General features: G+C 74.0%; 10 protein-coding genes (1 of these 10 cut by a window edge). 9 read left to right on the forward strand and 1 reads right to left on the reverse strand.

Features of this window, described 5'->3' with window-relative positions; genetic code table 11:
• The first annotated feature begins 121 nt into the window (after window positions 1–121).
• Window positions 122–4,048 carry a glycosyltransferase gene (locus OG896_RS25265; protein ID WP_329368987.1) on the forward strand — a complete coding sequence of 1,309 codons (3,927 nt, stop codon included), beginning with the start codon at window positions 122–124 and terminating at the stop codon, window positions 4,046–4,048.
• Window positions 4,045–5,514 carry a DUF5719 family protein gene (locus OG896_RS25270; RefSeq protein WP_329368989.1) on the forward strand — a complete coding sequence of 490 codons (1,470 nt, stop codon included), beginning with the start codon at window positions 4,045–4,047 and terminating at the stop codon, window positions 5,512–5,514. Before OG896_RS25265 ends, OG896_RS25270 begins: the two co-directional genes overlap by 4 nt.
• Window positions 5,515–5,634: 120 nt before the next feature.
• On the opposite strand, the gene OG896_RS25275 is transcribed toward OG896_RS25270, so the two are convergent.
• The gene (locus tag OG896_RS25275) at window positions 5,635–6,087 is read right to left on the reverse strand and encodes a metallopeptidase family protein (RefSeq protein ID WP_329368991.1); all 453 of its coding nucleotides are present in this window, start codon (window positions 6,085–6,087) and stop codon (window positions 5,635–5,637) included.
• Window positions 6,088–6,425: 338 nt separating this feature from the next.
• On the opposite strand from OG896_RS25275, the gene OG896_RS25280 reads away from it, so the two are divergent.
• The 7 genes from OG896_RS25280 to ahcY all read left to right on the forward strand — a co-directional run.
• Window positions 6,426–6,851: a DUF3499 domain-containing protein gene (locus OG896_RS25280; RefSeq protein ID WP_328474135.1), complete on the forward strand. Its 426-nt coding sequence runs from the start codon at window positions 6,426–6,428 to the stop codon at window positions 6,849–6,851.
• A gap of 76 nt (window positions 6,852–6,927) precedes the next feature.
• Entirely contained in the window at window positions 6,928–8,313 is a 1,386-nt protein-coding gene (locus OG896_RS25285) for a phosphomannomutase/phosphoglucomutase (RefSeq protein ID WP_329368993.1), read from the forward strand.
• Window positions 8,314–8,552: 239 nt separating this feature from the next.
• Window positions 8,553–8,732, forward strand: a complete 180-nt coding sequence (locus OG896_RS25290) for a Trm112 family protein (protein WP_329368996.1) — start codon at window positions 8,553–8,555, stop codon at window positions 8,730–8,732.
• Window positions 8,733–8,768: 36 nt separating this feature from the next.
• Entirely contained in the window at window positions 8,769–9,908 is a 1,140-nt protein-coding gene (locus tag OG896_RS25295; protein WP_329374250.1) for an SIS domain-containing protein, read from the forward strand.
• A gap of 5 nt (window positions 9,909–9,913) precedes the next feature.
• Window positions 9,914–11,140, forward strand: a complete 1,227-nt coding sequence (manA, locus tag OG896_RS25300) for a mannose-6-phosphate isomerase, class I (RefSeq protein ID WP_329374252.1) — start codon at window positions 9,914–9,916, stop codon at window positions 11,138–11,140.
• Between the two features lie 129 nt (window positions 11,141–11,269).
• Complete coding sequence (locus OG896_RS25305) at window positions 11,270–12,229, forward strand: cation diffusion facilitator family transporter (RefSeq protein WP_329368998.1); 960 nt, start codon at window positions 11,270–11,272, stop codon at window positions 12,227–12,229.
• A gap of 229 nt (window positions 12,230–12,458) precedes the next feature.
• Window positions 12,459–12,555: the start of an adenosylhomocysteinase gene (gene ahcY, locus OG896_RS25310; RefSeq protein WP_329369000.1), read on the forward strand. 1,355 nt of this gene lie beyond the right edge of the window; the window shows 97 of its 1,452 coding nt (coding positions 1–97); the start codon lies at window positions 12,459–12,461; its stop codon lies beyond the right edge, outside the window.

Consider the following 12,555-nt stretch of genomic DNA (forward strand, 5'->3'; position numbering starts at 1 on the left):
CCACACCCGGACGGCCGCGCCGTTGTGAGCCGTTAGTGTGGGGGGCCGTCCGAGATGCATGCCCCGCCAGTGGCGGGTTGATGCGTCCACCGCAGTCCAGCGAACCGGGGCCCGAACCTCGATGTCCGTGAACAGCCCAGCACCGGCCGTCCATCCGCCCGGTACCCCTGAGTTCCCGCGCCATGTCGTCACCGCCGTGCTCGTCGCGCACGACGGCGCGCGCTGGCTGCCCAAGGCCCTCCAGGGGCTGCTCGCGCAGGACCGTCCGGTCCAGGACGTCGTCGCCGCCGACACCGGCAGCGCCGACGACTCCGCCCGGCTGCTCGCCGAAGCCCTCGGCGACCAGCGGGTGCTGCACCTCGCCCGCCGCACCGGCTTCGGCGCCGCCGTCGAGGAGGCCGCCCGCTCCACCACGCCCCTGACCGCGGACGACCTGCCCTACCTGCGCCGCCGCAGCGGCTGGGACCCCGTCAGCCGCACCTGGAACGACGACGCGTACGACGAGCCCGCCGAGCCGCAAGGCGACCCGATCCAGTGGCTGTGGCTGCTGCACGACGACTGCGAACCCGACCCCGGGGCGCTGGCCGCGCTGCTGCGCACCGCCGAGACCTCGCCGTCCGCCGCGATCATCGGCCCCAAGCTGCGCAGCTGGTACGACCGCCGCCAACTCCTGGAGACCGGCGTCTCCATCGCCCGCAGCGGACGCCGCTGGACCGGCCTGGAGCGCCGCGAGCAGGACCAGGGCCAGCACGACCAGGTCCGCCCCGTGCTGTCCGTCTCCTCCGCCGGCATGCTCGTGCGCCGCGACGTGTGGGAGGAACTCGGCGGCTTCGACCGGCGCCTGCCCCTCATGCGCGACGACGTCGACTTCTGCTGGCGCGCCCACGCCGCCGGCCACACCGTCCTGATCGCCCCCGACGCGGTGATGCGGCACGCCGAGGCCGCCTCCCGCGAACGCCGGCCCGTCGACTGCGCCGGCCGCTCCGCGGTCAACCCGCACCGCGTCGACAAGTCCGGCGCCGTCTACACCCTCCTGGCCAACACCCGCGGCCCGCTGCTCCCGTACGTCATGCTCCGCATCGTCGTCGGCACCCTGCTGCGCACCCTCGCCTACCTCGTCGGCAAGGTGCCCGGCCAGGCCGTCGACGAGATCGTCGGCCTGCTCGGCGTCCTGCTGCGTCCCGGCCGCGTACTCGCCGCCCGCCGCCGCCGAGGCCGCGGCGCCATACCGCCGTCCGAACTGCGCCCCCTGTTCCCGCCGCCCGGCGCGACCGTGCGCGCCACCGTCGACCAGGTCGTCAGCAACTTCGCCGGCCGCGCCGACGCCGCGACCGCCGCCGCCGGCCGCCATGGCGGCGCCGTCGAGTCCGGACCCGGCGACGAGGACGGCGACTTCCTGGAGCTGGAGCAGTTCGGCCGGCTGAAACGGATCGCCCGCAAACCGGGGCCGGTGCTCTTCGCCGTCCTGCTCGTCGTCTCCCTGGCCGCCTGCCGCGGCCTGCTCGGCGGAGGAGCGCTGGCCGGCGGCGCCCTGCTCCCGGCCGACCCCGGCGCCTCCGACCTGTGGGACACCTACGCGGGCTCCTGGCACGCGCTCGGCAACGGCGGCACCCAGGCCGCGCCCCCGTACATCGCGGTCCTCGCGCTCTTCGCCACCGTGCTGTTCGGCTCCACCGGCCTGACCTTGACCCTGTTCCTGGTCGCCTCCGTGCCGCTGGCCGGCGTCACCGCCTACTTCGCCTCCCGGCCGCTGGTCGAGTCCCGCCTGCTGCGCGCCTGGGCATCGGTCGCCTACGCGTTCCTGCCGGCCGCGACCGGCGCGCTGGCCGGCGGCCGCCTGGGCACCGCCGTCCTGGCGATCCTGCTGCCGCTCATGGCGCGCGCCGCGATCTCCTCCGCGGGCCTGCAACTGAGCGACTCCGCCATCGAGCGCGGCACCCGTCCCGGCTGGCGCGCCACCTGGGTGCTCGCCCTGATGCTCACCTTCACCACCGCGTTCACGCCGGTCACCTGGCCGATCGCCCTGGTGCTCGCCGCCGGAGCGATCGCCTGGCGCCTGGTGCGCGGACAGCAGCAACTGCTGGTGCCGCAGCTCCTGCGCTCGGCCGCCCTGGTCGTCACCCCGATGGTGCTCCTCGCCCCCTGGTCGCTGACCCTGCTCGCGCACCCCGGGCGCATGCTCAACGAGGCCGGCCTGGCGTACTCCACCAAGACCGCCTCCGGCCTCGACCTGCTCCTGCTCAGCCCCGGCGGCCCCAAGGCGTCCGGCGGCTTCCTGCTGATCGGTGTGGTGCTGGCCGCCCTCGCCGCCCTGATGCGCGGCACCCGCCGCACCGCCATCGTCACCGCCTGGGCCGTCGCCCTGACCGGCCTGCTCTTCGCCGTCATCGAGAACGGCAAGGACTGGGCCGGTCCCGCCACCCTGGTCTACGGTCTCGCGCTGCTGGCCGCCGCCGCGATCGGCGCCGAGGGCGCCAACGAGCGGATCGCCGCCAGCGGTTTCGGCTGGCGCCAGCCGGTCGCCGCCCTGGTCGCCTTCGCCGCGGTCGCCGCCCCGCTGCTCGCCGCCTTCACCTGGGTCATCGACGGCGCCGACGGCCCGCTCAAGCGCACCAACCCGCAGCAGGTGCCCGCGTTCGTCGCCGAGGAAGCAACCACCAGCGACCAGCCCCGCACCCTGGTGATCAGTGGCACCGAAGGCCACGTTGACTACGCCGTCGTGCGCGGCTCCGGCGCCCGGATAGGCGACGCCGAACTCGCCGCCGAGGCACCCCACGACCACGCCCTGGACACCGTGGTGGCCAACCTCGTCGCGGGGTCCGGCGCCGACCAGGGCAGCCGGCTCGCCGGATACGCGGTCCGCTACGTCCTGGCCCCCAAGGGCGCGCCCCACTCCTTCGGCCGCGTCCTCGACAGCACCCCCGGCCTGTCCCGGCTCAGCCAGTCCGACGGCACCGAGCTGTGGCAGGTCAACCAGAACGTCGCCCGCATCACCATCACCAGCAAGGGCTCCCAGCCCGTCAGCGTCCCCTCGGGCCGCATCCAGGCGCACACCAAGGTGCCCGCCGGCCCGTCCGGCCGGGTGCTGCGCATCGCCGACACCGCCGGCTCCGGCTGGCACGCCACCCTCGACGGCTCCGCGCTCACCCCGGTCACCGTCGACGGCTGGGCGCAGGGCTTCGACCTGCCGGCCACCGGCGGCCGCCTGGACGTGACCTACAAGGAGCCGATCACCCACATCGGCTGGCTCGGTGTCCAGGCGCTCCTGCTGCTCGTCGTCGTCGTGCTCGCGCTGCCCGGCCGCCGTCAGGAGATCGACGACGACCTGCCCGACGCGGAGGGCGCCGTCACCGCCGACATCCCCGGCCAGGCCACGGGCGAGGGCCGCCGCGCCCGCCGCCTCCAGGCAGCCGCGGACGCGGAGGCCGCCGAAGCCGCGGACGGGGCCGCCTCGACCTCCGCCGCCGCGCCATCCACCGCGACGGTCGAGGAGCCCGATTCCCCGGACGCCCCCGCCGAACCCTTGCCGGTCCGCGTACCGCCCGCCCGGGAAGAGGCCCAGGAGGCCCAGGAAGCCGGTTACGACCAGCAGCCCGGCTATCCCGCCCCGGCCGGCGGCTACGACCCGTACGCGGCCCCTGAGAGCGCCGACGGCTACACGTACCAGGACACCGGCTACCAGGAGGGCGGCTACCAAGAAGGCGGCTACCCGGACCCGTCCTACGCCCAGGGCGCCCCCGGCTGGGAGGGCGGGCAGCAGCCGTACCCGGCCGAGCCCGGGACGTACGACCAGCAGGCGTACGGCGACTCCTACGGCTACCCGGCGCAGCCCGGCTACGACCCCTACGCGGCGCAGCAGCCCGCCCAGGACGGCCAGGCGCCGTACGAACAGGGCTACGGCGAGCAGCGGCAGGAGTACGGCGAGCAGCAGGGCCAGGACGGCCAGGGCGGCGGGCAGCAGCCGTATCCCGACCAGGCCGGCTACGTCGACCCCGCCCCGTACTACGCAGATGGCGACCAGCGCCGCGATGGGAGCGACTACCAGTGAACCGCAGCACCCTGTCCCTGGCCGGTGCCGTGGTCGCGCTCGCCGTCCTGACCGGCGCGGCCTCGATGACCGGTGGAGACGACTCGCACACCGCCCCTGCGGCGTCCGCGTCGCGCCTGCCGGTCCAGCGCAGCACCCTGCTGTGCCCCGAGCCGTCGACGTCGGAGTTCGCCGACACCACGTACACGTCCTTCACGCCGCCCGGCAGCGGTTCGGGCACCGGCGCGTCCGGCGGCGACGCCACGCTGCTGCCGGCCACGCCCAAACCCAAGGCGCTCAAGCCGCTCACCGCCACCGGCAAGCCCGTCACGTCGTCCACCGACAAGTCGGACTCGCCCGCGCTCATCGGCACGGCGAACGGCCCCCTGGCGCCCGGGTGGAGCGTGCAGCAGACGACCGTCGTGAGCGACGGCCCCGGCCGCGGCCTGCTCGGCACCTCGTGTGTCGCCCCCGACAGCGAGTTCTGGTTCCCCGGTGCCAGCACCCAGGACGGCCGCCAGGACTACGTCCACCTGGTCAACCCCGACGAGACCCCCGCCGTGGTGGATGTCGACCTGTACGGCAAGGACGGCCAGCTCAAGGGCTCGACCGGCGACGGCATCACGGTCCCGGGCAACAGCTCCAAGCCGGTGCTGCTGTCCACGCTCATCGCCGACAAGGTCCAGGACCTGACCGTGCACGTCGTCGCGCGCAGCGGCCGGGTCGGTGCGGCCGTGCAGGCCACCGACAACAAGGCCGGCACCGACTGGCTGCCGGCCGCCGCCCAGCCCGCCGGCGACCTCGTCATGCCGGGCATCCCCGCCGATGCCACCGACGTCCGCCTGATCACCTATGCGCCCGGCTCCGACGACGCCGACCTGACGCTGAAGCTCGCCACCTCCACCGGCTCGATCACCCCGGCCGGCCACGAGACGCTGCACGTGCGGAGCGGCATGACCACGGCCGTCGACCTCGGGGACCTCACCAAGGGCGACGCCGGGTCCCTGGTCATCGGATCGAGCAGCTCGCACTCCCCGGTACCGGTGGTGGCCGCGCTGCGGATCACCCGCGGCAAGGGCAGCAAGCAGGAGATCGCCTTCCTGCCCGCGACCAGCCCGATCGACCGGCAGGCGACGGTCGCCGACAACCGCGCCAAGGGCTCCACGCTCGCCCTGACCGCCACCGGCAAGGACGTCAGCGTGAAGATCACCTCTTCGGCGGGCTCCACCGCGGGCACCGCCGCCGGCAAGACGGTCACCGTCAAGGCGGGCTCGACCCTGTCCATGGCTCCCTCGGAGCCCTCCGGCCTCAAGGGCTCCTACGCGGTGACCGTGCAGCGGCTGTCCGGCGGGCAGTTGTACGCGTCACGGATGCTGGCGCTGCCGCTCGACGGGGTGCCGATGTTCACGATCCAGCCGATGCCGGACGACCAGGGGATGGTCGACGTGCCGCAGGCCGCATCCGACCTGCGCGTCCTTCAGCACTAGCGTCCTGGGGCGCCTGGCCTCCTGGGGTGCGTGATCGCCCAGGGTGCCTGGCGCCGCCTGGCGTCCTAGGGTCGCAGGCGCCGTCGTGCCGCCTTCGCGCCCAGGGTGCGAAGGCGGCCCTCACTCCTCGCCGTATTTGGGGTCGACGTTCTCCGGCGACAGCCCGAGCAGCTCGGCGACCTGCTCGACGACGACCTCGTGCACCAGCAGCGCCCGCTCGTCGCGGCCCTTGGCGCGGATCTCCACCGGGCGGCGGTAGACCACGATCCGGCTCGGCCGGTCCTTCGCCGCGCCGATCAGCCGCCCGAGCGGCACCGGGTCGCCGTCGGACGGCGGAGCGTCCTGCGGCCAGGGCACGTCCTGCACGGCGAACTCCACGTCGGCCAGTTGCGGCCAGCGCCGCTCCAACCGGTCGGCGGCATCGCGCACCAGGTCGTCGAAGGCGTCGGCCCGGCTGAGCGCGAGCGGCACCTGCGGGGGCGCGATGGGCCCGCGCATGCCGCGGCCGTGGCGGTCGCGGTGCCGCGGCCGAGGCGCGGGCTGGGGCGGGGGAGTGGGGGCCGAACTGTCCATCAGCGTGAGCCTAGCCCCCGAGACGGGTCCGCACAGCAGGGCGTCACCTCCACCCGCGCCCGGCCCGCCGTACGGGCGAGCCACGCCCCGGCCGCCGGCCGCGTCTGCGACCGCGACAGTGACCGGTTACTGCCCGATCCGTTTCCCGTTGGGACCGGATCGGGCCACAGAAGTGACGGATATCCGCCAGCCGGCATGCGAACCCGACGCACGTGACGACGGCGGCCACAGCGTTACTCTCGGTATCCGCTTCTGGTGCTCCGACGGTTGCCGCAGGTCAGCCTCGTACATCCGGCGTAGCCGGCCCTGAACGGCGCCGAGCGACACGACCGGGTGACCTGGCGGAGAGTCGTCGCGGCCCGCTCAAGAGTGCGGTACCGTCCAACCTCGTGAGCCCTGTACGTCGCTGTTCGCGCACCGCTTGCGGCCGCCCCGCCGTCGCGACACTGACGTACGTCTACGCGGACTCCACAGCCGTGCTCGGCCCGCTGGCCACGTACGCCGAACCCCACTGCTACGACCTGTGCTCGGAGCACTCCGAGCGGCTCACCGCGCCGCGCGGCTGGGAGGTCGTCCGCCTGGCCACCGACACCGGCCCGGTCCGGCCCAGCGGCGACGACCTCGAAGCCCTCGCCAACGCGGTCAGGGAAGCGGCCCGCCCGCACGAACGCGGCCAGGGCGGTGCGGCCACCGCGCGCGACATCGACCCGGTGGAGGTCGCCCGGCGCGGGCACCTGCGGGTCCTGCGGTCACCGGACCAGTAGGCTCGCCGGCCCCGGACCGCGTCTCGGATAGGTTGTCCGGACCGGACCGCCCGGGACCGTAACGCAGAGGTGTGCAGTGCCCCAATCATCGGGTTCTTCGGCGTCACCCGACCTGTCGCAGATCATCAAGGCGTACGACATCCGCGGAGTCGTCCCCGACCAGTGGGACGAGCCGCTCGCCGAGGTCTTCGGCGCCGCTTTCGCCACGGTCACCGGCGCCACCGCCATCGTCGTCGGCCACGACATGCGGCCGTCCTCGCCCGGGCTGTCCCACGCCTTCGCGCGTGGCGCCGCCTCCAGGGGCGCGGACGTGACCGAGATCGGCCTGTGCTCCACCGACGAGCTGTACTTCGCCAGCGGCCGTCTCGACCTGCCCGGCGCGATGTTCACCGCCAGCCACAACCCCGCCCGGTACAACGGCATCAAGATGTGCCGGGCCGGTGCCGCACCCGTCGGCCAGGACACCGGCCTCGCCGAGATCCGCGACCTGGCCGAGCAGTGGTCCGCGACCGGGCTGCCGGCCGGCGCCGCCACCCCGGGCACCATCACCACCCGCGACGTCCTCGGCGACTACGCGGGCTTCCTGCGCTCCCTGGTCGACCTGTCCGGCATCCGCCCGCTGAAGGTCGTCGTGGACGCGGGGAACGGGATGGGCGGCCACACCGTGCCGACCGTCCTGGACGGCCTGCCGATCGACCTGGTGCCGATGTACTTCGAACTGGACGGCACCTTCCCCAACCACGAGGCCAACCCGCTCGACCCGAAGAACCTCGTCGACCTCCAGGAGAAGGTCCGCGAGACCGGCGCCGACCTCGGCCTCGCCTTCGACGGCGACGCGGACCGCTGCTTCGCGGTGGACGAACGCGGGGAACCCGTCTCCCCCTCGGCCGTCACCGCGCTGGTCGCCGCCCGTGAGCTGGCCAAGCACCCGGGCGCCGCTGTCATCCACAACCTGATCACCTCCCGCTCGGTGCCCGAGGTCATCGCCGAGCACGGCGGCACCGCGGTGCGTACCCGCGTCGGCCACTCCTTCATCAAGCAGCGGATGGCGCAGACGGGCGCCGTCTTCGGCGGCGAGCACTCCGCGCACTACTACTTCCGCGAATTCTGGAACGCCGACACGGGCATGCTCGCCGCGCTCCACCTGCTGGCCGCCCTCGGCACCCAGGAGGGGCCGCTGTCCGCCCTCGTCGCCTCCTACGACCGCTACGCGGGCTCCGGCGAGATCAACAGCACCGTCGCCGACCAGGCCGGCCGTACCGCCGCCGTACGGGCCGCCTTCTCGGCGGAGGAGGGTGTCAGCTTCGACGAACTCGACGGCCTGACCGTCTCCACCCCCGACTGGTGGTTCAACCTGCGCGCGTCCAACACCGAGCCGCTGCTGCGGCTCAACGTCGAGGCCCGCGACGCCGCGACGGTCGGGCTCCTGCGCGACCGGGTGCTCGCCATTGTCCGCGACTGACCGCGCTGTCCGCGCCGGGCCGACGGGCCTGAACGGCGGCGCCGTTCGGCCGGTTGCCGGCAGGGACCGGGCGTCCGGGCGGCGCCGTACCGCGGCCCGGACGGGCCGCCCGGCTCCCGACCGCGCCCGGACGGGAGCCGGCAAGCGGGCGGGTCCGACCCGCCACCGGGCACGGCGATAGGCTGAACCCGCAGGCCGCAACGGCCCACGACCGCCGCAACCCGCACGGAGGACCCGCCATGCCGCTCGTCGAACCCAGCCTCCTGGAGATCCTTGCCTGCCCGGCCTGCCACGCGCCCCTGCGCGAGGACGACGCCGCGGCCGAACTCCTGTGCACCTCCGGCACCTGCGGCCTGGCCTACCCCGTGCGCGACGACATCCCCGTGCTCCTCGTCGACGAGGCCCGCCGCCCCGCCTGACCCCAGGCCGTACCCGCACCCGACCGGGAGGTCGTGTTGTTCGACGAGTCGCTGTTGGAGGACCCCGACGCGCTCGCCCGCGCCGACGTCCACGGACTGCTGCGCGGCGTCGCCGCGGCCGGCGCACGGGTGCGCACCGCCCTACGGCTCGCCGAGGAAGCGGGCCTGGCCGAACTGCGGCCCGACGGCCGTCCGCGTGCGCTGCTCATCGCGGGCAGCGGTCCCGAGGCCGCCGCCGTCGCCGACCTGTTCGCCGCGCTCGGCTCCGGCGTGGCCCCGGTCCAGTTGCTCACCCCGACCGGCCCCACACCGGCGCAGGCCCGCTGGACCCTGCCCGGCTGGACCGGCCCCCTCGACCTGCTGCTCCTGCTCAGCGAGCACGGCACCGAGCAGGGCCTCACCGATCTCGTCGAGCAGGCGTACCGCCGCGGCTGCACCGCCGCCGCCGTCACTCCGGCCAGAGCCCCGCTGGCCGACGCCGTCGGACAGGTCCACGGCATCGCGCTGCCCTTCGCCGGCCCGGGCGGCGGCTTCGACTCGGCCGCCGACTCCGCCCCGGCGACGACCGACACCGGCGCGTTCTGGGCACTGCTCACCCCGGTGCTGGCCCTCATCGGCCGGATCGGCCTGATCAGCGCGTCCACCAGTGCCCTCCAGGCCGTCGCCGACCGGCTCGACGCGATCGCCGCCCGCTGCGGGCCGGCCGTCGCGACCTACAGCAACCCGGCCAAGACCCTCGCCGCCGAACTCGACGGCTCCCTGCCCCTGTTGTGGAGCCAGGGCCCGGTCGCCGCCGCCGGTGCGCGCCGCTTCGCGACCGTCCTCGCCACCCGCGCCGGGCGGCCCGCACTCGCCGCCGAACTGCCTGCCGCCCTCACCGCTCACGGCCCCCTGCAGGCAGGCGCCCACACCCTGGCCGGCGACCCCGACGACTTCTTCCGCGACCGGGTCGAGGACACCCAGGAACTGCGACTGCGCATCGTCCTGTTCCAGGAGGCCCCCGACCAGCCCGGCTCCGCGGCACCCGCCGCCCGCGAGCAGGCATACGCCCACGACACCCCGCTCAGCGAGATCACCGCTCCCGGCGGTAGCCCGCTCGACACCGCCGCAGAACTCCTCGCCCTCACCGACTTCGCCGCCGCGTACCTGGCCGTCGCCTCGACCGAGAGACCATGACCGGAATGAATCGCCTCACCAACACCATCCGCCCCTACGCCTGGGGCTCCACCACCGCCATCCCCGAACTCCTCGGCACCGCGCCCACGGGCGAGCCCCAAGCCGAACTGTGGATGGGCGCCCACCCCGGAGCCCCCTCCCGCATCGACCGCGGCCACGGCCCCGTCGCCCTCGACGCCGTCATCGACGCGGACCCCACCGCGGAACTCGGCGAAGCCGCCGTCAAGCGCTTCGGCCCCCGCCTGCCCTTCCTGTTCAAGGTCCTCGCCGCCGGCGCGCCCCTTTCCCTCCAGGTCCACCCCGACCTCGCCCAGGCCGCGGCCGGTTACGCCGAGGAGGAGGCCCGCGGGATTCCCCTGGACGCCCCGCAGCGCAACTACAAGGACGCCAACCACAAGCCCGAGATGATCGTCGCGCTGTCGCCCTTCGACGGCCTGTGCGGCTTCCGCCGGCCCGCGGAGGCCGCCGACCTCATCGACGCCCTGGGTGTCCCCACCCTCACGCCCTACGTCGACATCCTGCGCGCCCACCCCGAGGACCGTGCCCTGCGCGAGGTCCTCGCGGCCGTCCTCGGCGCGGACCCCGCCGCCATGGCCGAGACCGTACGCGCCGCCACCGAGGCCGCTGCCCGCCTGGCAGCGACCCCGGGCACCTCCCACGCCGCCGCCTACGCCGCCTACGCCAAGGCCGCCCACAGCTTCCCCGGCGACCGCGGCATCATCGCCGCGATGCTGCTCAACCACGTACGCCTCCAGCCCGGCGAAGCCCTCTACCTCGGTGCCGGCGTCCCGCACGCCTACCTCGACGGGCTCGGTGTCGAGATCATGGCCAACTCCGACAACGTCCTGCGCTGCGGGCTCACCCCCAAGCACATCGACGTACCCGAACTCCTGCGCATCGTCCGCTTCGAGGCCGGCGACCCGGGCGTGCTCCGCCCTGAGGCTGCGCCCGACGGCGAGGAGCTCTACCCGGCCCCCATCGACGAGTTCCGCCTCTCCCGCTACCTCCTCGCCCCCGGCGCCGACCCCCGCACACTGCCCGCCGGCACCCCGCAGATCCTGCTGTGCACCAGCGGCGAGATCCGCCTGCGCACCGTCGACGCCTCCCACGCCGCCTCCTCTCCTGCCGCCACCCTCACCCTCTCCCAGGGCGAATCCGCCTACGTCCCAGCCGGCGAACGCACCGAACTCACCGGCCAGGGCACCCTCTTCCGGGCGACCGTGACCGCGTAGCCCGCCTGACGCACCGCCAGACGAACGGGACGCCGCCACAGGGCTCTGCGACAATGCCCGTCCGAACCCCCGAACCGACGGGTTCCGAGCGCCCGCCGACCGAGCCGACCGAAAGGACACCCACCACCCATGAGCGCGTCAGGCGGAAGCAAGGCGATCATCGCGGCCCTCAGCGCCAACCTCGCGATCGCCGTCGCCAAGTTCGTCGCCTTCGCGTTCAGCGGCTCGTCCTCGATGCTCGCCGAAGGCGTGCACTCCGTGGCCGACTCCGGCAACCAGGCGCTCCTCCTCATCGGCGGCAAGAAGGCCAAGCGCGCCGCGAACGACGAACACCCCTTCGGCTACGGCCGCGAACGCTACGTCTACGCCTTCCTCGTCTCGATCGTCCTGTTCTCCGTCGGCGGCATGTTCGCCCTCTACGAGGGCTACGAGAAGATCCGCCACCCGCACCCCGTCGATCACTGGTACTGGCCGGTCGGCGTCCTGGTCTTCGCGATCCTCGCCGAGGGCTCCTCCTTCCGTACCGCGGTGAAGGAGTCCAACCACACCCGCGGCGGCCTGTCCTGGGCCGAGTTCATCCGCCGCGCCAAGGCACCCGAACTCCCCATCGTCCTGCTGGAGGACTTCGGCGCCCTGATCGGCCTCGTCCTCGCCCTGGCCGGCGTCGGTATCGCCCTCGCCACCGGCAGCGGGGTCTGGGACGGTATCGGCACCCTGTGCATCGGAACTCTCCTCATCTGCATCGCACTTGTCCTCGCCGCGGAGACCAAGTCCCTGCTGATCGGCGAAGGCGCCGGTCCTGAGGTCAGCGACCGCATCCGCACCGCCATCGCCGACGGGGACACCGTCACCGGCGTCATCCACATGCGCACCCTCCACCTCGGCCCGGAAGAACTCCTGGTCGCCGCCAAGATCGCCGTGGACCACGACGACACCGCCGTCCAGGTCGCCGCCGCCATCGACGCGGCCGAAGAACGTATCCGCGCCGCAGTGCCGATCGCCCGCGTCATCTATCTCGAACCCGACATCTACAGCGCGGCCGCCGCCGCGGCGGGCCCCGACCCCGACCAGACCCCCGGCGGCCGCTGACCGCGACCCCCTGCGGCAGAAGCGCCGTCCGGTGTAGATTCATACGTAGCCAGACGTCGCTGCTGATGGCGGTCGGGCGGTCATCGCACAACGACCGGCCGAGGGAGAGAGGGCCTCCGACGGATTGCGCTGCCACAAGGGGACAGGTGTGTCCGTAGTACTCGGAACGCCATGCCGCGCGGCAGCGCCGTGTCCATGTCCACCTCGACCACCACGAGGAGCAGCCCGTATGACCACCACCGCCACCGACTTCAAGGTCGCGGACCTCTCCCTTGCCGCGTTCGGTCGCAAGGAGATCACCCTCGCCGAGCACGAGATGCCCGGCC

Source organism: Streptomyces sp. NBC_00669, assembly GCF_036226785.1.
Classification (GTDB): domain Bacteria; phylum Actinomycetota; class Actinomycetes; order Streptomycetales; family Streptomycetaceae; genus Actinacidiphila.

What these genes read in the sequence shown, in the direction of transcription:
- OG896_RS25275 (WP_329368991.1), bottom strand. Translation starts at nt 6,087, where the DNA reads ATGGACAGTTCGGCCCCCACTCCCCCGCCCCAGCCCGCGCCTCGGCCG.
- OG896_RS25305 (WP_329368998.1), top strand. Translation starts at nt 11,270, where the DNA reads ATGAGCGCGTCAGGCGGAAGCAAGGCGATCATCGCGGCCCTCAGCGCC.
- OG896_RS25290 (WP_329368996.1), top strand. Translation starts at nt 8,553, where the DNA reads ATGCCGCTCGTCGAACCCAGCCTCCTGGAGATCCTTGCCTGCCCGGCC.
- manA (WP_329374252.1), top strand. Translation starts at nt 9,914, where the DNA reads ATGAATCGCCTCACCAACACCATCCGCCCCTACGCCTGGGGCTCCACC.
- OG896_RS25265 (WP_329368987.1), top strand. Translation starts at nt 122, where the DNA reads ATGTCCGTGAACAGCCCAGCACCGGCCGTCCATCCGCCCGGTACCCCT.